General features: G+C 67.5%; 21 protein-coding genes and 2 tRNA genes. 13 read left to right on the top strand and 10 right to left on the bottom strand.

Annotated elements, in window-relative coordinates; all coding sequences use genetic code 11:
• Positions 1-68: 68 nt before the first annotated feature.
• Both otsA and ACYQ6W_RS05075 read right to left on the bottom strand, forming a co-directional pair.
• Entirely contained in the window at positions 69-1,517 is a 1,449-nt protein-coding gene (gene otsA / locus ACYQ6W_RS05080; protein WP_459673946.1) for an alpha,alpha-trehalose-phosphate synthase (UDP-forming), read from the bottom strand.
• A gap of 57 nt (positions 1,518-1,574) precedes the next feature.
• Positions 1,575-3,422, bottom strand: a complete 1,848-nt coding sequence (locus tag ACYQ6W_RS05075) for an ABC transporter ATP-binding protein (RefSeq protein ID WP_459673945.1) — start codon at positions 3,420-3,422, stop codon at positions 1,575-1,577.
• Positions 3,423-3,792: 370 nt separating this feature from the next.
• On the opposite strand from ACYQ6W_RS05075, the gene ACYQ6W_RS05070 reads away from it, so the two are divergent.
• The 3 genes from ACYQ6W_RS05070 (at position 3,793) to ACYQ6W_RS05060 (ending at position 6,956) form a co-directional block, all read left to right on the top strand.
• Positions 3,793-4,851 (top strand): glycosyltransferase family 4 protein, encoded by a 1,059-nt coding sequence (locus tag ACYQ6W_RS05070; RefSeq protein ID WP_459673944.1) that lies wholly within the window; start codon positions 3,793-3,795, stop codon positions 4,849-4,851.
• Positions 4,852-4,924: 73 nt separating this feature from the next.
• Positions 4,925-5,347: an alternative ribosome rescue aminoacyl-tRNA hydrolase ArfB gene (arfB, locus tag ACYQ6W_RS05065; protein WP_459673942.1), complete on the top strand. Its 423-nt coding sequence runs from the start codon at positions 4,925-4,927 to the stop codon at positions 5,345-5,347.
• A gap of 265 nt (positions 5,348-5,612) precedes the next feature.
• Complete coding sequence (locus tag ACYQ6W_RS05060) at positions 5,613-6,956, top strand: GntT/GntP/DsdX family permease (RefSeq protein ID WP_459673941.1); 1,344 nt, start codon at positions 5,613-5,615, stop codon at positions 6,954-6,956.
• Between the two features lie 38 nt (positions 6,957-6,994).
• Here the strand turns inward: ACYQ6W_RS05060 and nagA are convergent, their stop codons facing one another.
• From nagA to ACYQ6W_RS05045, 3 genes are all read right to left on the bottom strand, one after another.
• Positions 6,995-8,146, bottom strand: a complete 1,152-nt coding sequence (gene nagA, locus ACYQ6W_RS05055) for an N-acetylglucosamine-6-phosphate deacetylase (protein WP_459673940.1) — start codon at positions 8,144-8,146, stop codon at positions 6,995-6,997.
• Positions 8,143-9,438, bottom strand: a complete 1,296-nt coding sequence (locus tag ACYQ6W_RS05050; protein ID WP_459673939.1) for an NAD(P)/FAD-dependent oxidoreductase — start codon at positions 9,436-9,438, stop codon at positions 8,143-8,145. Before ACYQ6W_RS05050 ends, nagA begins: the two co-directional genes overlap by 4 nt.
• A 159-nt stretch (positions 9,439-9,597) precedes the next feature.
• A complete protein-coding gene (locus ACYQ6W_RS05045; protein ID WP_459673938.1) occupies positions 9,598-10,449 on the bottom strand; it encodes a hypothetical protein in 852 nt (283 codons plus the stop codon).
• A gap of 329 nt (positions 10,450-10,778) precedes the next feature.
• Here ACYQ6W_RS05045 and xylB point away from each other — a divergent pair, with 329 nt between their 5' ends.
• The 3 genes from xylB (at position 10,779) to ACYQ6W_RS05030 (ending at position 12,954) form a co-directional block, all read left to right on the top strand.
• Positions 10,779-12,239, top strand: coding sequence for a xylulokinase (gene xylB, locus ACYQ6W_RS05040; protein ID WP_459673937.1), 1,461 nt, complete (start codon positions 10,779-10,781; stop codon positions 12,237-12,239).
• A 100-nt stretch (positions 12,240-12,339) separates the two neighbouring features.
• The gene (locus ACYQ6W_RS05035) at positions 12,340-12,597 is read left to right on the top strand and encodes a GlsB/YeaQ/YmgE family stress response membrane protein (protein ID WP_459673936.1); all 258 of its coding nucleotides are present in this window, start codon (positions 12,340-12,342) and stop codon (positions 12,595-12,597) included.
• Between the two features lie 177 nt (positions 12,598-12,774).
• Positions 12,775-12,954: a CsbD family protein gene (locus ACYQ6W_RS05030; RefSeq protein WP_459673935.1), complete on the top strand. Its 180-nt coding sequence runs from the start codon at positions 12,775-12,777 to the stop codon at positions 12,952-12,954.
• A gap of 55 nt (positions 12,955-13,009) precedes the next feature.
• Here ACYQ6W_RS05030 and ACYQ6W_RS05025 read toward each other — a convergent pair whose 3' ends face one another.
• The gene (locus ACYQ6W_RS05025; RefSeq protein WP_459673934.1) at positions 13,010-14,101 is read right to left on the bottom strand and encodes a zinc-binding metallopeptidase family protein; all 1,092 of its coding nucleotides are present in this window, start codon (positions 14,099-14,101) and stop codon (positions 13,010-13,012) included.
• 54 nt (positions 14,102-14,155) lie between these two features.
• A tRNA-Leu gene (locus tag ACYQ6W_RS05020) sits at positions 14,156-14,239 on the bottom strand.
• 144 nt (positions 14,240-14,383) lie between these two features.
• On the opposite strand from ACYQ6W_RS05020, the gene ACYQ6W_RS05015 reads away from it, so the two are divergent.
• The 4 genes from ACYQ6W_RS05015 (at position 14,384) to ACYQ6W_RS05000 (ending at position 16,858) form a co-directional block, all read left to right on the top strand.
• A tRNA-Asn gene (locus tag ACYQ6W_RS05015) sits at positions 14,384-14,459 on the top strand.
• Positions 14,460-14,634: 175 nt separating this feature from the next.
• Positions 14,635-16,071 carry a phosphatase PAP2 family protein gene (locus ACYQ6W_RS05010; RefSeq protein ID WP_459673933.1) on the top strand — a complete coding sequence of 479 codons (1,437 nt, stop codon included), beginning with the start codon at positions 14,635-14,637 and terminating at the stop codon, positions 16,069-16,071.
• Between the two features lie 126 nt (positions 16,072-16,197).
• Positions 16,198-16,392, top strand: a complete 195-nt coding sequence (locus tag ACYQ6W_RS05005; protein WP_459673932.1) for a hypothetical protein — start codon at positions 16,198-16,200, stop codon at positions 16,390-16,392.
• A gap of 1 nt (position 16,393) precedes the next feature.
• Complete coding sequence (locus tag ACYQ6W_RS05000) at positions 16,394-16,858, top strand: hypothetical protein (RefSeq protein WP_459673931.1); 465 nt, start codon at positions 16,394-16,396, stop codon at positions 16,856-16,858.
• A 6-nt stretch (positions 16,859-16,864) separates the two neighbouring features.
• Here the strand turns inward: ACYQ6W_RS05000 and ACYQ6W_RS04995 are convergent, their stop codons facing one another.
• Positions 16,865-17,767, bottom strand: coding sequence for a lysophospholipid acyltransferase family protein (locus ACYQ6W_RS04995; protein WP_459673930.1), 903 nt, complete (start codon positions 17,765-17,767; stop codon positions 16,865-16,867).
• 190 nt (positions 17,768-17,957) lie between these two features.
• Here ACYQ6W_RS04995 and ACYQ6W_RS04990 point away from each other — a divergent pair, with 190 nt between their 5' ends.
• Entirely contained in the window at positions 17,958-18,641 is a 684-nt protein-coding gene (locus ACYQ6W_RS04990) for a lipid-binding SYLF domain-containing protein (RefSeq protein WP_459673929.1), read from the top strand.
• A 13-nt stretch (positions 18,642-18,654) separates the two neighbouring features.
• Here ACYQ6W_RS04990 and ACYQ6W_RS04985 read toward each other — a convergent pair whose 3' ends face one another.
• A complete protein-coding gene (locus tag ACYQ6W_RS04985) occupies positions 18,655-19,458 on the bottom strand; it encodes a peptidoglycan-binding protein (protein ID WP_459673928.1) in 804 nt (267 codons plus the stop codon).
• 160 nt (positions 19,459-19,618) lie between these two features.
• Here ACYQ6W_RS04985 and ACYQ6W_RS04980 point away from each other — a divergent pair, with 160 nt between their 5' ends.
• Together ACYQ6W_RS04980 and ACYQ6W_RS04975 are read left to right on the top strand one after the other, a co-directional pair.
• Positions 19,619-20,758 (top strand): alpha-D-ribose 1-methylphosphonate 5-triphosphate diphosphatase, encoded by a 1,140-nt coding sequence (locus ACYQ6W_RS04980; protein ID WP_459673927.1) that lies wholly within the window; start codon positions 19,619-19,621, stop codon positions 20,756-20,758.
• Positions 20,755-21,441, top strand: coding sequence for a DUF1045 domain-containing protein (locus ACYQ6W_RS04975; RefSeq protein ID WP_459673926.1), 687 nt, complete (start codon positions 20,755-20,757; stop codon positions 21,439-21,441). The genes ACYQ6W_RS04980 and ACYQ6W_RS04975 overlap by 4 nt, the downstream gene beginning before the upstream one ends.
• Here ACYQ6W_RS04975 and ACYQ6W_RS04970 read toward each other — a convergent pair.
• Positions 21,438-22,205 carry a DsbA family protein gene (locus ACYQ6W_RS04970; protein WP_459673925.1) on the bottom strand — a complete coding sequence of 256 codons (768 nt, stop codon included), beginning with the start codon at positions 22,203-22,205 and terminating at the stop codon, positions 21,438-21,440. The two genes, ACYQ6W_RS04975 and ACYQ6W_RS04970, sit on opposite strands and share 4 nt — an antisense overlap.
• Positions 22,206-22,341 lie beyond the last annotated feature (136 nt).

The raw sequence follows: 22,341 nt of genomic DNA, 5'->3' as shown, positions 1-22,341 counted from the left end.
ATTGCGGCGGATTTGCAACCGAACCTTAACACTCTGCGGCATTTCGCTGCCCCGCATGGCGGACTGCCTCAGCCGCGGCCCCCGAGATCGGCAAGGAAGCGATCCCGCCAGGCGCCCAGACTATTGCGCCGGAGCACCGCCATCATCTCGGCATGCCGTTCCCGCCGCTCGGCGAGCGGCATGGAAAGCGCACGCTCCAGCGCGTCAGCGATCTCGTCCGGATCATGCGGATTGACGAGCAGGGCGGCCTTCAGCTCGCAGGCGGCGCCGGCGAATTGCGACAGCACGAGAACGCCCGGGTCGATCGGGTCCTGCGCCGCGACATATTCCTTGGCGACGAGGTTCATTCCGTCCCGCATCGGCGTGACCAGGCCGACATCGGCCAGGGCATACATCGGCATCAGCGTCTGCCGGGCAAAGCCCTTGTTGAGATAGCGCAGCGGTGTCCAGTCCAGCTCCGCGAAGCGGCCGTTGATGCGGCCCGCCTCCCCTTCCAGCTCGAGCCGGATTTCCCGGTAGGTCTCGACATCCGAGCGGGAGGGCGGCGCGATCTGCAGAAAGGTGACGGCGCCGCGCCGCGTCTCGTTCTGCTCGAGGAAACGCTCATAGGCGAGGAAGCGCTCGCTCAGGCCCTTGGAATAGTCCAGCCGGTCGACGCTGATGATGAGCTTGCTGTCGCCGATCGAGCTGCGCAGCTTGGTCATCTGCGGGCAGTCGACGGCGGGCTCGGCCTGGGCGCGGATCTCCTCCGTCTGCACGCCGATCGGGAAGACGCCGGTGCGGACGACGCGGCCGAAGGCCATCAGCGCGCGGCCCGGCAGCAGATGGCCGTCCGCCTCGCGCAGCACGTAATCCTCGAAGGCGCGGCGATCGGGTTCGGTCTGGAAGCCGATGAGATCGTACTGGCAGAGCGCCCGTGCCAGTTCGGCATGAACCGGGATGGTCATGAAAACGGCGGCGGCCGGGAACGGCGTGTGCAGGAAGATGCCGAGCCGGTTGGTGACGCCCTGGGCGCGCAGCGCCGCCGCCAGGTCCAGCAGATGATAGTCATGCGCCCAGACGATGTCGTCCGGCGCGAGACCCTGGGCCACCGCCTGGGCGAAGAGCGCATTCACCCGGCGGTAGCCGGCGTAATGGGCGCGCGAGAAGCGGGCGAGCGCCGAGCGGTAGTGCAGCACCGGCCAGAGCGCGGAATTGGCGAAGCCGCGGTAGTATTCCTCGTAGTCGTTTTGCGCGAGGTCCAGCATCTGCAGGCGGATGCGGCCTTTCTGGCGCTCCACCTGGATGCGGCTCTGCCCCTCCGCGATCTCGCCGCTCCAGCCGATCCAGAGCCCGCCTTTTTCTTGCAGAGCATCGAGAACGCCGGCAGCGAGTCCCCCCGCGGTGGGCTGGCCTTCTTCGATCGGCGCGACCCGGTTGGAGACCACGACGAGGCGGCCTGCTTCCGCGGCCACGCCGGAGCCAGCCGCCGTATCGCGCAACGCGCCAAGAGCCTGGCCGAAGATCGTCTCATCCATCGTGATCGTTCCTTGTGATCAGGCGCGAGGATCAGAGAAAGAAGATGGTGGGGCGGCTCAGGCCGCCCGCACCATGGGGATGACGTTCTGTTTCGCGAGCAGGTCGCGATAGGGGCCGGGGCGCGAGGAGAGTTCCGCCGGCGAGCCGTCATCGACCACCTGGCCGTTATCCATGACCACGATGCGGTCGAAGTTCCGCAGCGTGGACAGGCGGTGGGCGATGGCGACGACTGTCCGGCCTTCCATCAGCGTATCGAGCGCACCCTGGATCGCCTGCTCAGATTCGGTGTCGAGCGCGGAGGTGGCCTCGTCGAGCAGCAGCAGCGGCGCATTCTTCAGGATGGCCCGCGCGATCGCGATGCGCTGGCGCTGACCGCCCGAGAGCTTGGTGCCACGATCGCCTACGATGGTCTCGAAGCCTTCCGGCAGCGCTTCGATGAAGTCGCGGCAGCGGGCGAGTTCGGCCGCATGCAGCACCTCCGCGGTGGAGGCGGAGGGGCGGGCGTAGCGGATGTTCTCGAGCACCGAGCGGTGGAAGAGCGAGATGTCCTGCGGCACGACGGCCATCCCCTGGCGCAGGCTCTCCTGCGTCACCCGGGCGATGTCCTGCCCGTCCACCGTGATGCGGCCTTCATTCGGATCGTAGAAGCGCTGCATCAGGCTCAGGATGGTGGACTTGCCGGCGCCCGAGGAGCCGACGAGGCCGACGCGCTGACCCGGCTTGATGGTGAGGTTAACGCCCTTCAGCACCTCCGGCCGGCCCGGATAGGCGAAGCGCACGTCTTCGAAGTTCACACCGCCTGCGGTGAGCAGCAGCGGACGAGCCTGGGGCGCATCCGGCAGGGCATGCGGGATGAGCAGGGTCGCTGTCGCCTCTTCGAGACGCGCCACGTGCTGGGTGAGATCGACCAGGGCGACCGCGAGATCCCGCGTGCCGTGGAGAATGGTGAAGCAGAGCGAGCCGATGAGGACGATGTCGCCCGGGGTCGCCTGCCCGCGGCTCCAGAGCAGCACCGCCCAGGCCATGACACCGGCAGAGAAGAGCGCGGTGATGACGGCATGCAGCAGGCGGAGCTTCTCGAGATAGCGCAGGCTGGTGTGGCGGGCTTCCATCTCCTCGCCGATGGTGGCGGCGATGCGCTTCGATTCCCGGAAGGTAGCGCCGAAGGCACGGACCACGGCGATGTTGCCGATGACATCCACGAGTTCGCCGTCCACCTGGGCAGCCGTGCCGGCATAGGAGCGGTGCAGCGGGCCGCCACGGCGGGCGAGGAAGAAGATGACGAGGGCGAGGCTCGCGCTGATGCCGAACATGACGAGCGCCATCATCGGATTGACCGAGGTGACGAGCGCGATGGAGAAGATCACCGCGACGACCGGCGGCGTGATGTTCCAGGCGAGCGTGTTTTCCGTCGTGAAGATGGCGTTGGCAGTCGCGGTAATGCGGCCGGCCAGCGTGCCGGGCAGACGATCGGCGAAATAGCTCGGGCTGTGGCCCGCGAGGTGGTTGAAGAGATCGCGCCGCACGTCCCCGGTCACCTGGACGAAGAGCCGCGCCGCGATCCAGCCGCCGACGCGCCACATCAGATTGTCCGCCGCGATCAGCACCGCGAGCACCGCGAAGGCGATCCAGACGCCGCGCACGGCAGCGGCGCCATGCCCGTGAGAGACGGCATCGACGAGGTTCTTCAGGCCGTATTGCGTCAGCACCGAGCAGAGCACGGCGACGAGGACCGAGGCCATTACCCCTGCATGCGCCCAGGGGTGGCGGGCCACGAAATGGGCGAGAAAGCGGATCGGCTTGCCGCGCAGGCCGAGCAGCGTTTCGGTATGCTTCGGGGAGGCGAGCGTGAACTCCGCGCTCGCCGTGTTCCGATCCGATCCGGAACGAGTGTAACCGTCCATGCCGTCACCCTCTCTTCGGCGGACCGATCAACTTTCCGAAGAAAGATGCTGATCAATCCGCATGATCTCGTCAGGAGCCTTGCGAACTCCCAGATGGTGCGCGTCGCCGTGACGCGACCATCACTTCAGGTTGAAGGATGACTTAAAGAGCGATTGTCGCGGAAATAGGGCGGGTTTGGTTGGTTTGCCTATATTTCAAAGCTTTAGCGCCGAGATTTCGCCACATTCAGCGGCGAAGTTGCACGCTCAGGCTCGCAGGTTGAGCTGCAGCATGAGACAAGTTTTCTATCCTGTTCAAAGTTAACGAATGTCGCCCCGGCGACCCCACGACCGCTTCGGGGCATGTCGGCCCTCAGGAGAGTTAGACGAGATGCGTATCGCCCAGGTGTCCCCTCTCTACGAAGCCGTGCCGCCGCGCCTTTATGGCGGAACGGAGCGCGTCGTCTCCTTCCTGACCGAAGAACTGGTCGCCATGGGCCACGAGGTGACGCTGTTCGCGAGCGGCGACAGCCGCACCGCCGCGAAGCTGGAGCCGATGTGCGCCGAGGCGCTGCGCCTCGACCCGAACATCCGCGACCGCATGGCGCCGCACATGATCATGATGGAAGCGGTGCGCGAGCGCGTGGAAGAGTTCGACGTCATTCACTTCCACAACGACTACCTGCCCTTCTCTCTCTTCTCCCGCCAGCCGACGCCCTTCGTGACCACCATTCACGGGCGCCTCGACCTGCCGGAGTTCGTCGACATCTACGGCGCCTTCCCGAAGGTGCCGCTGGTCTCGATCTCGGACAGCCAGCGCGCCCCAGTGCCGAACCTGAACTGGGTGCGGACCGTGCATCACGGCCTGCCGACGAACATTCTGACCCCGCGCAACGTGAAGCAGGACTATCTGGCGGTGCTCGGCCGCGTCTCCCCCGAAAAGGGTGTGGATCGCGCCATCCACATCGCCGGCAAGGCCGGGCTGCGCGTGAAGATCGCGGCCAAGGTGGACACCGCAGACCAGGACTATTTCGAAGCCGTCATCAAGCCGCTGCTGAAGCTGCCGCATGTCGAGTTCATCGGCGAGATCAACGAGATGCAGAAGCCGGACTTCCTGTCCGCGGCGCATGCGCTGCTCTTCCCGATCGACTGGCCGGAGCCCTTCGGCCTGGTCATGATCGAGGCGATGGCCTGCGGCACGCCCGTCATCACCTATGAGCGCGGCTCGGTGCCGGAAGTGATCGAAGACGGCCTGACCGGCTTCATCTGCCGCGACGAGGCAGATGCGGTCCGCGCGGTTCATCGCATCGGCGATCTCGACCGGGCCAAGGTGCGCCAGCGCTTCGAAGAGCGCTTCAGCGCGCGCCGTATGGCGATGGATTACGTCTCGGTGTTCGAGGAACTCGCCGAAAGGCCCCGCGCGGCCCAGCTTCGCGCCGTGGCCGGCTGACACCTGCCCCAGAGGCGATGCTAGAGAGGGGCGCCGGAGCGATCCGGCGCCCCTTTTTCGTGTCGAGCGACCCATGGCGCGCATCTCCATCACCCCAGGCTTCGCGATCGAGGAGGCCGATCTGTCGGTCCGCTTCGTGCACGCGAGCGGACCCGGCGGCCAGAACGTCAACAAGGTGGCGACCGCGGTCGAGCTGCGGTTCGACACGCGGGGTCAGACGGAATTTCCGGAAGGGATGCGGAGCCGCCTCACCCGGCTCGCCGGGCAGCGCATGACGCAGGACGGCGTCATCGTTCTCTTCGCGCAGAGTTTTCGCAGCCAGATCCGCAATCGCACGGAAGCCATGGAGCGGTTGGCGGAACTGCTGACAGCCGCCGCAGAGACGCCGCGCAAGCGGCGCCCCACCCGACCGACCCGTGGCAGCCAGGAACGGCGCTTGACCTCCAAGGCGAAGCGCAGCGGCGTCAAACGGCTGCGCGGCCGGCCGGAAGATTAGCCTGTCAGGTTTTGATTGAAGCACACTCCCTGCCGTCATCGCCGGGCTTAACCACCCTCGGCTTGGCCAGCCGCGCTTCTTGACCGTCGCAGGCACCCCCTCGCTCGTAAATGGCGCCCGACCGCCAGAGATACGCGCTTACGCGGGCATGACGCTGTTGAGGCGGCGGCATCCGCGCGAGGGCACACCGGCAATCGCGCCAGCCATTGCTTTCGATGGCGAGAGCAGAGAGGTTGGCGACAACTCAAGAGACGGAGTGTCGTCCATGCCCCCCGCCTATGCCCTCGGGCTCGCGATCGTCGCGGTGCTCGCGCTGATCATCCTCATCGCGCGTTTCAAGCTCAACCCCTTCATCGTCATCTTCGTGATCTCGCTGGTGCTGGCGCTTGCGGCCGGCATGCCGGCCGACAAGGTCGTCAAATCCTTTGAAGTCGGCGTTGGCAATTCCCTGGGTCACATCGCCATCATCATCGCCCTCGGCACCATGCTGGGAAAGATGCTCGCGGAATCGGGCGGGGCCGAACAAATCGCCAATACGCTCATCCGGTGGTTCGGACCGCGCAACGTGCATTGGGCGATGGTGGCGATCGGCATCATCGTCGGTCTGCCCGTCTTCTTCGAGGTCGGCTTCGTCCTGCTGATCCCGATCGCCTTCAACGTGGCGCGGCAGACGGGGACGCCTCTGCTCTTGGTTGCGCTACCGCTCATTGCCGGCCTTTCGGTGGTGCATGGGCTGATGCCGCCGCACCCGGCGGCGATGCTGGCGGTGCAGGCCTTCCACGCCGACATCGGCCACACCATCCTGCTTGCCCTGATCGTGGGAATCCCGACCGCGATCATCGCAGGCCCGCTCTATGCCATGTTCATCGGTCCCCGCACGCCGCTGCCGGCGGAGAATCCGATGGCCGAGCAGTTCCTGCACGCGGAGGCCGGCCGCAGCCTGCCGCCCTTCGGCATCACGCTCTTCACCGTCCTGCTGCCCGTCATCCTGATGCTGCTCGGCAGCTTCGCCAATCTCTTCACGCCTAAAGGCTCCGGCCTCTTCGACCTGCTGACCTTCCTCGGAAATACCGACATCGCGCTGCTGCTGGCGACGATCCTGAGCTTCTACACTTTCGGCCTGAGCCGCGGCATGTCGCGCGAGACCATCCTCACCTTCACCAACGAGTGCCTGGCGCCGACGGCGATGATCACGCTGCTGATCGGTGCGGGCGGCGGCTTCGGCCACATCCTCATCGACAGCGGCGTCTCCCACGCCATCGTGACGCTGGCCCTCGGCGCCCATGTACCGGTTTTGGTGCTCGCCTGGCTGCTCGCGGCCGTCGTGCGCCTCGCCGTCGGCTCCTCGACCGTCGCCATGATCACCTCGGCCGGAATCGTGGCGCCGATCGCCGCCCATACGCCCGGCATCTCCGCCCCTCTGCTGGTCCTTGCCACCGGCACCGGCTCTCTGATCTTCAGCCATGTCAACGATGGCGGCTTCTGGCTGGTGAAGCAGTATCTCAACATGAGCGTGTCGCAGACACTGAAGAGCTGGTCGGTCATGGAGACCATCATCTCCGTCTGCGGGCTGATCTTCGTGCTGCTGCTGGCAGCCGTCGGCGTCTGACTCGCCGAAGAGGGGCGGTGAGCGCCGCCCCTCCTCTCTCATGCGGCGGCGAAGCCGCCTTCCAGCCAGGTGCCGCGCACCGTCAGATCCTCCGACAGCAGCACGAGATCGGCGCGCAGACCGGGCGCGATGCGGCCGCGATCGGCAAGACCCATGAAGGCCGCAGGATAGGTGGAGGCCATGCGCAAGGCGCGCTCCGGCGTGCAGCCGAGCATCGTGACCGTGTTGCGCACCGCCTGCGCCATGTCGAGATCGGCGCCGGCGAGCGTCCCGTCCTCCCGCTCCAGCCGTCCATGACGACGCAGGATGCGATTGCCGTAGAGCATGAAGCTGTCCGCCTCCGTGCCGAGGACCGACATCGAGTCCGTGACCAGAACCATCCGCTCTTCGGGGCGGGCCGCGAGGGCGAGGCGCAAGGAGGCGGCATGAACATGCACGCCATCCACGATCAACCCGCACCAGGCTGAGCGATCAACGAGCGCGCCGCCGGCAGGCCCAGGTTCACGCCCGGCGATCGGCGGCATGGCGTTGTAGAGATGGGTGAAGCCGCGCAGGCCGAGCGCCAGCGCCTCGGCGATGCGTTCGGCGCTGGCTGCGGTATGGCCGGCGCTGAGCACGATGCCGGACTCGGCGAGACGCCGCAGATCCGCATCCGTCGCCTCTTCGGGAGCGACCGTCAGCAGCACGGGCAGATCGGCGGCGGCGAGGCAGAGCCAATCCACGTCGGCCACATCCATGCGTCGGATCAACGCGGGATCATGCACGCCCGGGCGGCGGGGGCTGATGAAGGGGCCTTCGAGATGAATCCCAACGACGCCGCTGCCGGGCGATGCCATGGCAATGCGCACGGCGTCTACGCCTTGACGCATCACCTCCGGCCGGTCGGTGATGATCGTCGGCAAAATCGCGGTGGTGCCGAACCGGCGATGTGCGGCCGCAATCGCACGGGCGCCGGCGGCGGTCGGTGTCTCGTTGAAGAGCACGCCCCCGCCACCGTTCACCTGCACGTCGACGAATCCGGGCGCCAGGATGGAGCCAGGCGGCAGGGTGTCGACCACCGTTTCAGCCGGGGCTGCACCGTCCGGCAGCAGGTCGATCAGATGCCCATTCTCGATGAGCAGCGCGCGCCCCTCCTCGAAGCCGGAGTCGCCGAGGATGCGGGCGCCGCGCAGAAGCCGGCGGGTGCTCATAGCCCCAGCCGATCGGCAATACGGCCCCAGACGATCCGCCCCTGCACGGCGAGCGGCCACAGGGCATGGAAGGGAATGGGTTTCAGTCCGGTGATCGGCATGTCGAGGCTCTCCTCCGATTCGCCGGCGATCCGCCGCGCGACGATCCCGCCCATGGCGGTGGCCATGGCGACACCGCGGCCGTTATAGCCGAGGGCGATGAGAACGCCGGGCGCGGGCTCGTGCAGATGCGGATAGTGATCCGGCGTCATGGCGAGCTGGCCGTTCCAACCATGCGTCCAGCGGATGCCGCGCAGGGAAGGCCACAGCTTTTCCGCGTAGCGCTGCAGGAAGCCGAAGCCCTCCGGGCCCGCCATGTGGTGCAGCTTGCTGCGCCCGCCCATGAGAAGGCGATTCCCCACGTCGCGCCGGTAGTAGACGGTGATCGAGCCGAGTTCGTAGAGCACGCCGTTGCCCGGCATGATCTGGGCTTGTACCGAGGGCGGCAGCGGCTCGGTCGCGGTGATGCCGGACCAGACGGGCACCACCGAGCGGCGAAGCCCGGGCCAGAGATCATCCGTATAGCCATTGGTGCCGATGACCAGGCGCTCGGCCACGACCTGTCCCTTCGGAGTCGTGATCTGCCATGAGCCGTCGGCCAGCCGCTCCAATCGGGTCGCCGGGCTGTGGGCATAGAGGCGCGCGCCGGCCGCGATCGCCGCCTGCGCCAATCCGCGGGAATAGCCGAGCGGATTGACCGAACCGCCCGACGGGTCCCGCAGGATGGCGTGATACCGATCGGTGCCGGTGACCTCCGCCGCTTCCGCCCGACCGAGCATGCGAGCACCGTTCAGCCCGCGCCTGTCATATTGCGCGGCCAGGGCTTCGAGCCCGGCCAGGCTGCGGGCATTGACCGCCGCCCGGAGCGTTCCTTCCTGCTGCGCCTCGCAGCGAAGCTGGTGACGCTCCACCAAATCGAAGAGCCCCTGCGGTGCGGCATAGGAAAACCGCACCATGCGGTGCCCCAGAGCGCCGAAGGTGGTCTCGACCTCGGCTGGGTCGGGTTTCAGGCCCGGATTGACCTGGCCGCCGTTGCGGCCTGAAGCGCCCCAACCCGGCTCCTGCGCTTCCAGCAACAGAACGTCGATCCCACGCTCCGCCAGGTGCAGGGCGGAAGAGAGGCCGGTGATGCCGCCGCCGATGACGGCGACCGTGGCGCGCGCCTGTCCTTCGAGGCGCGGCAGCGCCAGGGGCGGAATCGCCGTGTCTGCGTAGAGGCTTGGAGGAAGCGGTTTGTCGAGATGCTGAGACATGGCGCCCATTAGGTCCGAGAGGCGCTCAGCCTAATGCCCGATTTTGCACGCGCGAAGAGCTTGGCAGCACAAACATGGACAAAAAGAAACCGCCCGCATCGCTGCGGGCGGCTGGCTCTTGAAACCCAGGATGCCCTGGCAGATGCCAGGGCGACCCGATTAGGAGAAGAGCTTGTGGTCGATGCCGACGAGGGTGATGGTCGTGCCGTCGGACAGCTTGATCACGTCGCTGCCGCCGCTCACGCTCTCGGTCAGGAAGTTGCCCGAGTAGCCACCGAACGCCAGGGTGTCCTTGGAGTTGAAGCCGATGATCACTTCGCTGCCACCGGCATGGCCGTTGACGAAACCGAAGACGTCGTTGCCGGAGCCCGCGGTGATGGTGGAAGCGCCGCCGCCACCGATGACGCTGTCGGCGCCGCTGCCCAGAGTCGCCACCAGCGTGCCGGAATTGCCGAGCGGGTTGGTCGCGATCGTCTCGGGGCCAGTGGACTTGCTGAGGTCGACACCCGTGGTGCCGCCCTGGCCGGCGACGACGAGGCTGTTGGAGCCGGTGACGGAGAAGAGGCTGGTGCCCGAGCCACCGACGAGGGTGCTGTTGGAGCCCGAAGCGGTGCCGACGATGGAACCCGCGCCGCCGGTGACGGAGGAGTCGCTACCGCCGAGCGAGAAGGTCGTCTGGCCGGTGGACGCGCCGAAGAGGGTGGTGGAGCCGGTCGCCGCGGAAATGGTGTCGTTCGCCGCCGCAAAGATCGTCGTGTTCGTATCCACGGTGATGCTGTTGCCGCCCGCCGAGGTATCGGCGACCGCCGTGGTCCCGCCGCTCACCGTGATGGCGGTGTTGGATGCGCTCAGAATTGCGGAGCCCGGCACGGAGACCACGCCGCCGGCGGTGAACACCGTGGAGGTGGTGCCTGCACCGAAGAAGGTGCTGTACGCCGCACCAGCGCCGCTCGCGTCAGAGAAATTGTTCGGGGTGGTACCCCCGTTAACCGTCGTCGAAGTTCCGCTCATCGCCGTCATCCCCGCAAAATGACCAAAAAATGACCCGAACGGCGCCGATGGCCCCCACTCAGATCGAATTCAAATTAACCTTAAGACATCTCTAACCGCCCAAATGATGCGCAGCAACAAGAAATTGCGTGAAAAATGTCGCAATGCGCAAAACTCGCGCGGCTGTGATGGATGCGCCACATGCACGCATGGCTTTCCAAAGCAGCGTGGCTCGTATGCCATTAACCGAAATGAAAGAAAATCCGCTCGGGAGGACAAGGTGCGGCTGCCCTCGCTGGCCGCGGCGCTTCCTGCTATCAGCGGCGGCATAATCCTGAGGAGGCAACGGCATGTATCTCGGCATCGATCTTGGCACCTCCGGCATCAAGGTCGTGCTCGTCGACGACACCGATGCCGTCATCGCGTCTCATACCGAGACGCTCGAGGTCTCCCGCCCTCACCCCGGATGGAGCGAGCAGGCACCGGAGGCCTGGTGGGAGGCGACGCTGTGCGCGATCGACGCCCTGGCGCAGAGCCACCCGGCCGCACTCGCTGCAGTGCGGGGAATCGGGCTGTCCGGCCAGATGCACGGCGCCGTCCTTCTCGATGGGGCCGGTGCGCCCCTGCGGCCGGCGATTCTCTGGAACGACACCCGCTCGGAAGCGGAATGCCGGCTGCTGGAAGAAGCCTTGCCCGAACTCGGCACGATCACCGGCAACCCGGCGATGCCGGGCTTCACCGCGCCGAAGCTGCTCTGGGTGCGCCGCCACGAACCCGAGATCTTCGCCCGCACCGCCAAGGTGCTGCTGCCCAAGGCCTATCTCCGCTACCGCCTGTCCGGCGAGATGATCGAGGAAATGTCGGACGCCGCCGGCACGCTGTGGCTGGACGTGGGCGCCCGCGCCTGGTCGGAGCAGGTGCTGGCCGCGACCGGCCTGTCGCTCGACGCCATGCCGAAGCTGGTCGAGGGCAGCGCGCCGGCCGGCCAGCTGACCGAGGCGCTCCGCACCCGCTGGGGCATGGCGCAAGCGCCCGTCATCGCGGGTGGCGCCGGTGACAATGCGGCGGGCGCCGTCGGCCTCGGCGCCATCCGCCCGGGCAGCGCCTTCCTCTCTCTCGGCACCTCGGGCGTGCTGTGGGTGACGACGGATCGGTTCCGGCCGAATCCGGCCGCGGCGGTGCACGCCTTCTGCCATGCCCTGCCCGGCCTGTGGCACCAGATGGGCGTCACCCTCTCGGCGGCGGCCAGCCTCTCCTGGTGGAGCCGGGTGACCGGCGACAAGGAAGCGGCCCTCTTGCAGGCGCTGCCCGATGTGCCGGTCGCTCCCTCCGAAGCGACCTTCCTACCCTATCTCTCCGGCGAAAGGACGCCGCATAACGACGGCACGATCCGCGGCGGCTTCCTAGGCCTCTCTCAGGACACGAGCCGCGCCGCCATGACCCAGGCGGTGCTCGAAGGTGTCGCCTTCTCCTTCCGGGACTGCCTGGACGCCCTGCGCTCCGCCGGCACCGAGATTTCGGAAGCGGATGTGATCGGCGGCGGGTCCCGCAGCGGCACCTGGATCGCGATCCTCGCCTCCGTGCTGGGCCTCACCCTGCATCGCCTGGCGGATGGGGAGCATGGCGCGGCCTTCGGCGCGGCGCGGCTGGGACGGCTCGCCGCAACCGGGGAAGACCCGGCGGCCATCTGCACGCCGCCGCGCCGCATCTCGGCGATCGCGCCGGATCCGCGCCTGCAGGAGGCCTACGAAGCACGACTGCCGATCTACCGGGCGCTCTACCCCGCCATCCGGGCAGCCACGAAAGGCTGATCGGAGCCACCTCCCTTGAAGAAGGAGAAGCCGCCCCCTTCTCCTTCTTATCAAGTGCCGTCCGGAACAGGACGGACCGCTTCAGACAAGGGAATTTGCCATGTCCATCCTCGGCTGGATCATCCTCGGCCTCATCGCCGGCTTCGTTGCGAGCAAGATCGTCAACCGTGCCGGCGAAGGCTTCTTCATGGATATCGTGCTCGGCATCGTCGGCGCCCTCGTGGGCGGCTTCATCTTCAACGCCTTCGGCGCGGCCGGGATCACCGGCTTCAACCTCTACAGCATGGTGGTCGCCATCATCGGCGCGATCGTCCTGCTGGTCATCTACCACGCGCTGTTCGGACGCCGCGTCTATTGACGCAGAACAGAGCCCGGAAGGCCGCGTCTCCCCCGGGAGCGCGGCCTTTTTTGCGCCCGCTTCGCGCGGAGACGTGATCGCGGCCTCTCTTTCTCCGTGATCGCCATCCCCCATCTCCTTTTTCAACAGACCACGCGATCGGCGCGTGGCCCGCAAAAAGACGAAGGAGACGCGACGATGGACAAGGATCGCACCGCCGGCATCGGCCACCAGATCAAGGGCACGGCGAAGGAACTGGCCGGCAAGGTCACCGGCGACCGCAAGATGCAGGCCGAGGGCAAGGCCGAAAAGCTCGGCGGCAAGGCGCAGAACGCCTATGGCGGCGCCAAGGACAGCGTGCGCGACGCGCTGAAGTAAGCGGCAGTTCCGCCCCACGGAAAAGCCGGCCAGGCGCCCGCCTGGCCGGCTTTTTTCATGTCGGATCCGCCGCCTGATCGGCCGGAAGCGTGCCCTGCACGAGGTGGTGGATGAAGCCCATCTTCTCGATCACGGCAGGGCTCAGAATGAACGGATAGAGATCGTTCAAGCCCATGCTGCGGTTGAGACTGTTCATGGCGTAGGTCAGCGGCAACCAGGCCTGAATCAGCCCCTCGATCGGTCCCTGCCCGTAGGGATTGAGGGTGATGTCGGCATGCAGCTCCGGATCCTGCGCCTTCCGCGGGTGGACGCCGAGCCGGAAGACGGACGCCGTCTCCAGCGTGTCGACGATGTGCAGGTAATGGGCCCAGGTTTCGGCGAAATCCTCCCACGGGTGAGCGGTGGCGTAGGAAGAGATGTAGCGCTCCTGCCAGTCGGCAGGCGCTCCCTGGTCGTAATGGCGCTGCAGCGCCTGTCCGTAATCGGCGCGGTCATCGCCAAACACCGCCCGGCAGGACTCGAGATGGCCGCCGTCCCGCACCAGCAAATCCCAGTAGAAATGGCCGATCTCATGGCGGAAGTGGCCGAGCAGCGTGCGGTAGGGCTCGTGCATCTCCGTCCGCCGCCGCTCGCGTTCGGCGTCGTCCGCTTCCTTGAGGTTGAGGGTGATCAGCCCATTGTCGTGGCCGGTGAGGACGCGCGGGCCACTGGGTTCCGGGGCGTCCGCCAGAAAGTCGAAGACGAGACCGTGGTCAGGGCGCTCCGCGAGGGTCGGATGCGGCAGGCCGAGCTTGATCAGCTGATAGAACAGCCGGTGTTTAGCGATTTCGAGTTTCTGCCAGCGCGCCAGATGATCATCGACCGTGAGATCGGGAATCGTGCGGTTGTGGCGGCATGCGAGACAGAAATGGTCTTCCCCCTCCCCAGGGACGAGCCAGTTGCACGCATCATGCTGCGCGTTGTCACAAAAAAAGAACGACGTGCGAGCCTCGCCGATCGGCTGCCACAGCGCGTCTTCCGCCGCGGCTTGCAGCGCCCGCAGCTGGCCGATGGCCGGATCGTAGCCGAGCCGCGCCCCGCAACTCTCGCAGGAGCGATTTTCGAAATAGAGAAGCTGGCCACAATTCTGGCAGTTGAACAGCTGCATCGCGCTTTGCCTCAGATGACACGAATGATCCTGTCATTTGGGGCGCGGCAGCCTTGGTGCGAGAGGGGGGATTCGAACCCCCATGACTTGCGTCGGTCGATTTTGAGTCGACTGCGTCTACCGTTCCGCCACTCTCGCCTCGCCTGCGCTCTAGCATGCCGGGAACCGCAGGAGAAGGCAGGACAAGAGCGGGAGGGAGCTTTGCTTCAGCGGCGCAAAAATGCCGCCCGGGTGGCGTTGCATGCCCGTGACACCTCCGCTATAGGGTGCCCCGCCCGCTGTTCCCGGATAGCTCAGTTGGTAGAGCAAGCGACTGTTAATCGCTCGGTCGTAGGTTCGAGTCCTACTCCGGGAGCCACGGGTCTTCCCCCTTTTTATGAACGCGATAGGCCTGCACGATCTCTGCGGCCCTACGCGCGCGGTTGTTCTACCGCCGTGTTCACGTGCCGACTGACACGGCTGCACGGTTCAGGTCGCGCGCGCCAAGTGCTAGATCGGATCACGACCCGACCGACCCAGCCGAGGACATGACCGTGACGCTGAGACTGCTCGCCGGTGCCATCGCGATGGCCGCCCTGCTCTCCCCCCCGGCCTTCGCCCAGAGCGACACGAACCTCGCAGCGCTGCACGGCCTGGCGCCTCTCGTCGCACTACCCAATACCGCGACGGGCCGTGCGGCACTCGGCGCCAACTACACGGTGACGGCTGGCATCCAGTCCGGCAGCCTGCACCAGCCCACGCTTCTGCCTTTCGCGGAACAGCAGCAGCAGGCGCTACGCGACGCCTTCATCACGCACGGCAATCTCGTCGATCTCACTGACGGGCTGGGGACGACGCTCGGCGCCGCCTACGAGGCGCGCGCGCATTACAGCGACAGCACCCACTACACGAACATTTCACCGGCCGTACATCAGCTGATCGCCTATGCCCTCACCATCGCCGGCAGCGACGCAAAGGCCGCGAAGTTCTTCTTCGCCAATGGCACGACGGATGGAACGACGGCCGCCTCGGACGCGGCTGCGAGCATTCTGAAGGGCATGCAGGCGACGCCCGACGTCTTCGGACGGGCCTACCGCCTGCCCGCCGGCAGCGCGGGCGCCAACAAACTCGGCGACTCGCGGCCTTTCCAGACCATCCCGCACATCGCGACGATCCAGGGGCCGGACTATTTCAACGACCTCTCCGACAACACGACCTACAATCAGGGCCCGGTCATGGATCTGACCGACAGCCCCTCCTTCCCGAGCGGGCACACCACCTATGGCTATACGGGCGGCCTGTTGCTGGCCCTGCTGGTGCCCGACCGCTACCAGGAGATGATCACCCGCGCGGCCGAATACGGGAACGACCGGATCATCCTCGGCGCGCATTACGCGATGGACGTGCTGGGGGGCCGCACGCTCGCGTTGCACGACATGGCCCATCTGCTGGCCAACGACCCGGACTATGTGAACCAGCCGATGAAGGGCAACGCCGCGACGATCAAGGATTTCCGCAACGCCGTCGCCATGGCGCGGGCCGACCTCTCGCACGTCCTTGCCACGTCCTGCGGCAATACGATCGCCGCCTGCGCGGCCGACGATCATGGCCGCTTCAACAATGCGGGCAACAACGCCGCCTTCTATGCAGCGACGCAGACCTACGGCCTGCCGGTGGTGTTCCCAGCGCGGGCGAACGCCACGGAAGACGTTCACGTCCTGGCCCCGGAAGCGGGCTATCTGCTGACGGTCGCCTTCCCCTCTCTGAGCCTGGACGAGGCCGACCAGATTCTGACCGAAACGGAAGGCCCGGGCGGGGGCTTTCTGGATAACGGCTCTGAGTTCGGCGTCTACTCCCGCCTGAACCTCTATGCCGCCGCGGGCGAGGCAGCCGCCCTCGTGGCCGCGAAGAACGCGCCCTCGGCGCCGGCTCCGCTGCTCCCCGCACTGCCGGCGGTGAAACCCGACACGAGCAAGACGCCGAGCCCCTGAGGCGGTATCGCCGGGCCATCTCCCAGAGGCGGCCTGGCCGGCGCAACTTCCGTTTGACGTGGGAATTTTTCCCACATATCTCTCGCGGGGGCGGGCTGCGCGTCGCCGCCCGCCGGAGACGTATTCATGATCCAATCCCAGCGCCCGCGGCTCCGCGCCGCCCTGCTGCTGTCGCTGACCGCGGCCCTGGTGGCCGCCTGCGCGCCGTTGGGTGCCGCACCCGCCGACGAAGCGCAGGCCGGGGCGCAACCGCCGGGTTCAATCACCACCCATCTCGACGGCCGCATGGACTTCTTCACCGGTGTCGGCGGGAGCCACTGAGGTGAGAGGGAGCCCTTATCCTGGGCTCAGGCCGATCGGCATGCGGGCCTGCCGCATGCTCGGCATGGGCGCCCTCCTCCTGCTGCTTGCGAATTGCGCGGAAGGGCCGCCGCCGGCGCCGCTCGCGGCGGAACCGGGACCGGGCAAAACCGCCCAGGCCTTTGCCGAGGACGACCGGCTATGCCGAGTTGCCACGCGCGCGATCACGACGGCAACCTCCGGCTATCTGCAATGCATGGCCGGCCGCGGGAACCTCATTGCCTCGCCCGGCGCGGCGCCGGCCGCCGTCACCTACATCTCTTATCCGACGGCCTTCCCCTGGCCCTATTTCGATTGGGGGTGGGGCTTCGGCGCGCCGGCGCCGGCCTCCAGCCCCGCACCCGCGGACGGGCCTGGCGCCGCGGGAAGCGAGGGCGGGGCCGGACCCGGCGGAGGGCCAGGCAGCGGCCATTCCACCGGCGACTGAACAGGCTCATCCGCGCGCGGCCGCGGTCTCCTTCGGCCAGCGCCGGTGCAGCCATAGCCAAGCGCCGGGCTCCTCGGTGATCCACCGCTCCAGCGTGCGATTGACCGTGCGCATGAGGGTCGCGATGTCCGCTTGCCGATCACCGCTGTCGGGCATGGCGAGCGGCGGCTCGACCTCGAGCCGCAGCCGCGCAGGGCCAAGGCGCCGGATCCGCCCCGGGATGACCGGACAACGGAAGCGCAGAGCGAGGGCGGCGAGCGCCGGCGCCGTCATTGCCGGCCGGCCGAAGAACTCCACCGGAATGCCATCGTTCATCTTCTGGTCAACGAGCATGCCGAGATAGCCGCCATGGGCGAGATGGGCCAATGCACCGCGCGCGCCTTGCGCCCCTTTCGGAAACATCGGCAGGTCGAGCCCGAGGGCGTCGCGGCGCAAGCGATTTACTTCAGCATTGACCTGTGGATTCGCCAATGCCCGGTAGAAGCTCGACATCGCGATGCCGAGCCGGGCAAGAATCGGCGGGAGCATTTCCCAGTTGCCGATATGGCCGGAGAAGAAGATCGCGGGGCCGCCGCGCGCCGCCTGCTCGCGCAGGATCTCCTCGCCCTTGATCTCCCATCCCGGTCCCGAGGCGGTGCGCTGAAGCCGGCCGAGATGCGGCAATTCGCCGGCGGTGCGGCCGAGATTGTCCCAGACCGCCCGCAGAATCCGGCGTCGCGCGGCGCCGTCGAGGGCCGGAAAGGCGCGCGAGAGGTTGGCGTCGGCCACGCGCGAGACGGGGAGACGCGGGCCGATCGCCGCCGCGATCCGTCCGCCGAGATTGGAAGCGGCAACCGGATCGAGCCGCCGCACGGTGCGGAGCACCGTTTGGAAGGCCCCCCGCTCCACGAGACCCGTCATCTTGCTCATCCGCCGCTCCGCTACCCACCGTCGATGAGGAAGATATCGAAATGAAGGATGCTTTCGCAGTGCAGCAAGAGGCGAGCGGACAAGGCAGCCGCGAATCCAGAACAGGGAGGCACATCGCTACCGCCGGTTGCGGGCACGACCTTCGCTCATATCTGAGGGGCCGGTTGGACCCACTTGAGGAGTATCAAACGTGGTCACTCGGCGAGCCCTGTTTCCCCTCGGCGCCCTCGGCCTGCTTGCGGCCACGGGGCTGGAAACCCTTCCTGCCCAGGCCGCGAGCGGCCCGCAGGATACCGTCAACCACGCGCTCGGCACGCTGCAGGATCTGCAGGGTGACAAGGAATTCGGCAATGCCAAGGAATTGTTCCGCCGCGCCGAAGCGGTGCTGATCGCACCGCGCATCTTCAAGGCCGGCTTCTTCGTCGGCGGCGAAGGCGGTCGCGCGGTGTTGATGGCGCGCGGCCCGCGCGGCTGGAGCGAGCCCGCCTTCTACACCATCGCCTCGGCCAGCTTCGGCCTGCAGATCGGCGCCCAGCAGTCTGAGATGATCATGTTCGTCATGAGCCAGCGGGCGCTGGCCGCCCTGATGACGAACAAGTTCCAGATCGGCGCCAATGCCGGTATCGCCGTCGCCACCCTGGGCTCCACCGTCGCCGGTGCAACGACGAGCAATGGCGGACCGGACATCATCGTCTGGGCCTCTTCCTCCGGCGCCTATGCCGGCATCAGCCTGGACGGCACGCTGGTGCAGCCGCAGACGGATGCGAACGAAGCCTATTACGGCCGACCGATTACCAGCCGGGAGATCGTGATCGACCACGCCGCGCGGAACCCGGCCGCAGGCCCGCTCGTCCACACGATGAACCGGCTCTGAGCCTCCGAGCCCCCTAGCCGGCTTCCAGCGCGGCGAGGGTAAGAGGGCCGACCCGGCCGTCCACGGCAAGCCCGTGGGCGGCTTGGAAGGCCCGCACCGCGGCGAGCGTTGCGGGCCCGAAATCGCCATCGACCGTCACGCTCGGCTCGGCGCCCAGCGCATTGAGCCGCGCCTGAATCCAGGCGGTGCCGTGCGGCACGGCGGCGGACCCGGCGAGCGCCGCCTTCCAGCGGCCGAGCCAGGCCAGGCGCTGCTCGAGGCCGGTATAGCCGCCGTTGACGTGATAGGTGACGCCGCGCACGTCATCCGCGAGGGCGAAGGGCAGGCAACCGCAGAGCAGGAACTGGCCGACCGCCGCAGCGAGGAAATGCTCCGGCGCCAGGACGAGATCAGGATTGTCCACGAGATCGAGGCCAAGCCGCTGACCGAGCTTGTCGTAATTGCCTCGGCCGGTCACCTGGATGCCGCCCCTTCCCCGATAGGTCCAGCCATCGCCGGTGCCCGGGCGGTTGCCGTTGCGCCCGTCATACACGGTGTTGGCGATCGTCTCCGGCTGATGGGCATAGGCGGCCACTGTGTCGGCGGTGAAGCGGCGCGGCCAGGTCGCGAGGAGGCCAGGAGCCGAGTAGTTCAGGTTTTCGACGAGGATCGTGCCGGCCGCGCATTCGTGGCTGATCTGCGCCATAGTCTGTGCCACGGCCGCGGGCGGGATGAGTCCGCTCCGCGCGAAGACCGAGTCGGCGGATTGGGCGACGGCTTTGACCAGGCTGTCTTCCGCCCGAGGCCAAAGCGCCGCAAGCATGGTCTGGGTCAACATGGCGCACCGATGAATGGAGGGGGGGGAACGGTCTGACACCGTTTATCGTTTCTTAATCGAATTGAATGACGAGAGCAAGAAACGTGGAGACCGCCCCGGGGTTACTCTTCGCCGCCGTACGGTCTAGCCTCCCGGCACACGGAAACACCGAAGCGAGCGCATGGCGGCTGAGACGATCTTTACCGGCGGAACCCTGGTCCTGGCGGACCGAACGATGGCGGGGAGTCTCGTCGTCCGCGCGGGGCGCATCGCCGCCCTCTCCGACGACCGCAGCCACGGCCCGGGCGCCATCGACCTCGACGGCGACCTGCTGATCCCGGGCATCGTCGATCTGCACACGGACAATCTGGAACGCCAGGTGCAACCCCGCGCCACGGCCCGCTGGCCCTCCCGCTCCGCCATGATCGCGCATGACGCGCAATGCGCGGGCGCTGGGGTGACGACGGTCTTCGATTCCTTCTGCGTCGGCGATCTCGGCTTTCAGGAGGAGCGGACGCGCACCCTGATCGAGGGCGTGGCCGATCTCGACCATCTGGCGGCGGCTGATTTGCTGAAAGCCGACCATCTGCTGCATCTGCGCTGCGAATTGCCCGCCGCGGACATGGCGGACCTCTTCGCACGCTACGTGACGCACCCACGGCTGGCCCTGGTCAGCCTGATGGACCATTCGCCGGGCGTCGGGCAGTGGGGCGACCTCGAGCAGTTTCGTGACCTGCTGCGCCGTGACGGCCTCGCCGAAGCCGAGATCGAAGACCGGCTGAGGCAGCATCTGGACAATCGCCGCCGATGGCGCGCGCCGAACCGTGCCCTGGTGCTGGAGCAGATGCGCGGCCGGCCCGTGGCGCTCGCGAGCCATGACGACCGCACGGCCGAGGAAGTGGCCGCCAATGCCGCCGATGGGATCGGCATTGCGGAATTTCCCGTCTCCATGGAAGCGGCGGAAGCCGCCCGCGCGCGCGGCATCCACACCATCGCCGGGGCGCCGAATCTGGTTCGCGGCGGCTCCCATTCCGGCAATGTCGCCGCCGTCGACCTGCTGCGCGCCGGGCTGATCGACGCCTTCGCCTCGGACTACGTGCCGGCGAGCCTGCTGGAAGCGGCGATGCTGTGCCCGCGCCTGGGTGGTCTCAGCCTGGCCCAATCGGTCGCCCTGGTGACGGACCGGCCCGCCCGGATGGCGGGCTTGGCCGATCGCGGGCGGCTCGAGCCCGGTCTGCGCGCCGATCTGGTGCGGGTGCGCCTGCATGAGGGCATGCCCATCATTCGCGGCGTCTGGCTCTGCGGGGAGCGCGAGGCATGAGCGATGCCGCGCCTCATCGCGTCGCCGTCTATTACGCGCCGGAGGCGGACGACCCGCTGTGGGACGCGGGCACCCGCTGGCTGGGGTGCGACCCGGAGACCGGCGAAGACCGGCTTCAACCGGATGGGCTGGCGGGCGAGATGACCGCGGAGGCGGCGGGCTACGGCCTGCACGGAACGCTGAAACCCCCGATGCGCCTTGCGGCGGGACGAGAGTTTTCCGACTTCCTGACGGCGGTCGAAGCGCTTGCCCGCGCCCTGCGCGCCTTCCCGATGCCGCCCCTCTCCGTGCAGATCCTGCACGGCTTTCTCGCGGTGCGGGAGAAGGAGCCGAGCGCCGCCCTGCAGGCGCTGGCGGACGTCACGGTCGCGACGCTGGACGATTTTCGTGAACCGCCCTCGGAGGCGGAGCTTGCACGGCGGCGACGTCATGGGCTGACCCCGGCCGAGGAAGCCATGCTGCAGCGCTGGGGCTATCCTTACGTGTTCCAGCTCTGGCGCTTCCACCTGACGCTCAGCCGCCGCCTGACGGAGGCGGAGGCTGGGCTGTGGCAGCCCCGCGCCGAGGCCTTCTTCGCCGCGGCCCTCGCGCGGCCACGGATGTGCCGCAGCCTCGCGGTCTTCACCCAGCCGGCGCCGGGCGCGCCCTTCCGGCTGGCCCGCCGCCTGCCTTTCGGCGCCTAGCCCGCGCGCGCCTGGGCGACCAGCTTCTGCAGATCCTCCAGGCTGACCGCTCCCGGCACCAGCTGGTCGCCAACGACGATGGCGGGCGTGCCCGTGACGCCCAGCGTCTGCGCGAGCGCCGTATTCGCGGAGAGCCGCGAGGAGATGGCCGGATCCTTCATGTCGCGGATCAGCCGGTCCGGGTCCATCCCGAGGCGGCTCGCGATCGCGCGCAGATTGGCTTCCGTCGGCGGCGCGTCCTGGCTCATCAGTGCGCTCTGCATGGCGACGTAGTGGCCCTGGCGCTGGGCGGCGAGCAGCGCCCGCGCCTCGATGACGCTGTTCTGGCCGAGGATCGGGATGTCCTTGAAGATCACCCGCACGTTCGGGTCCCGTTCGACGAGAGCGGCAAATTCCGGCCGCATCTCCCGGCAATAGGGGCAGCGGGTGTCATAGAATTCGACGAGCTGCACCGACCCGTGCGGATTGCCCATGGAGGGGTCGGCGGCGTCGTGGAACAGCGACTGGTTGGCGGCGGCGATGGCCTTGCTCTGCGCCGAGGCCTGGCTCGCCTGGTCATCCGCCTGCAGGGCGGCGATGGCGGCGCGGAGAATGGAGGGATCCTGCTCCAGCTCCTGCTTGATGAGGCCGATCACCTCCGCTCGCTGCGCCGGGGTGAGCGCGCCGGAGGGCGCCGGCATGCTCTGCTGCGCGAGCACCGGGGCCGAAAAGGCGGCGAGGACCGCGAGCGAGACGACGGCGGCGGCGAGGGGACGAAGGAGCATGGGGAAGCACTTTCACCAGTGGGCGGCGACCGGATATCCACGCCCGAGGCGCGCCTGCGGTTGCCGATGCATTTGAAGCCGTTTATGGCACCCATCCAGAGCATGTACCAAATCGGCACGTGACCCAATCTGGAGT

Source organism: Acidisoma sp. 7E03 (assembly GCF_054665075.1).
This window is presented reverse-complemented; position numbering and strand designations above follow the sequence as displayed.

Excerpts from the sequence above, each read along its gene's own strand:
- otsA (WP_459673946.1), bottom strand. The coding sequence starts at position 1,517 with ATGGATGAGACGATCTTCGGCCAGGCTCTTGGCGCGTTGCGCGATACG.
- ACYQ6W_RS05075 (WP_459673945.1), bottom strand. The coding sequence starts at position 3,422 with ATGGACGGTTACACTCGTTCCGGATCGGATCGGAACACGGCGAGCGCG.
- ACYQ6W_RS05070 (WP_459673944.1), top strand. The coding sequence starts at position 3,793 with ATGCGTATCGCCCAGGTGTCCCCTCTCTACGAAGCCGTGCCGCCGCGC.
- arfB (WP_459673942.1), top strand. The coding sequence starts at position 4,925 with ATGGCGCGCATCTCCATCACCCCAGGCTTCGCGATCGAGGAGGCCGAT.
- ACYQ6W_RS05060 (WP_459673941.1), top strand. The coding sequence starts at position 5,613 with ATGCCCCCCGCCTATGCCCTCGGGCTCGCGATCGTCGCGGTGCTCGCG.
- nagA (WP_459673940.1), bottom strand. The coding sequence starts at position 8,146 with ATGAGCACCCGCCGGCTTCTGCGCGGCGCCCGCATCCTCGGCGACTCC.
- ACYQ6W_RS05050 (WP_459673939.1), bottom strand. The coding sequence starts at position 9,438 with ATGTCTCAGCATCTCGACAAACCGCTTCCTCCAAGCCTCTACGCAGAC.
- ACYQ6W_RS05045 (WP_459673938.1), bottom strand. The coding sequence starts at position 10,449 with ATGAGCGGAACTTCGACGACGGTTAACGGGGGTACCACCCCGAACAAT.
- xylB (WP_459673937.1), top strand. The coding sequence starts at position 10,779 with ATGTATCTCGGCATCGATCTTGGCACCTCCGGCATCAAGGTCGTGCTC.
- ACYQ6W_RS05035 (WP_459673936.1), top strand. The coding sequence starts at position 12,340 with ATGTCCATCCTCGGCTGGATCATCCTCGGCCTCATCGCCGGCTTCGTT.
- ACYQ6W_RS05030 (WP_459673935.1), top strand. The coding sequence starts at position 12,775 with ATGGACAAGGATCGCACCGCCGGCATCGGCCACCAGATCAAGGGCACG.
- ACYQ6W_RS05025 (WP_459673934.1), bottom strand. The coding sequence starts at position 14,101 with ATGCAGCTGTTCAACTGCCAGAATTGTGGCCAGCTTCTCTATTTCGAA.
- ACYQ6W_RS05005 (WP_459673932.1), top strand. The coding sequence starts at position 16,198 with ATGATCCAATCCCAGCGCCCGCGGCTCCGCGCCGCCCTGCTGCTGTCG.
- ACYQ6W_RS04995 (WP_459673930.1), bottom strand. The coding sequence starts at position 17,767 with ATGAGCAAGATGACGGGTCTCGTGGAGCGGGGGGCCTTCCAAACGGTG.
- ACYQ6W_RS04985 (WP_459673928.1), bottom strand. The coding sequence starts at position 19,458 with ATGTTGACCCAGACCATGCTTGCGGCGCTTTGGCCTCGGGCGGAAGAC.
- ACYQ6W_RS04980 (WP_459673927.1), top strand. The coding sequence starts at position 19,619 with ATGGCGGCTGAGACGATCTTTACCGGCGGAACCCTGGTCCTGGCGGAC.
- ACYQ6W_RS04975 (WP_459673926.1), top strand. The coding sequence starts at position 20,755 with ATGAGCGATGCCGCGCCTCATCGCGTCGCCGTCTATTACGCGCCGGAG.
- ACYQ6W_RS04970 (WP_459673925.1), bottom strand. The coding sequence starts at position 22,205 with ATGCTCCTTCGTCCCCTCGCCGCCGCCGTCGTCTCGCTCGCGGTCCTC.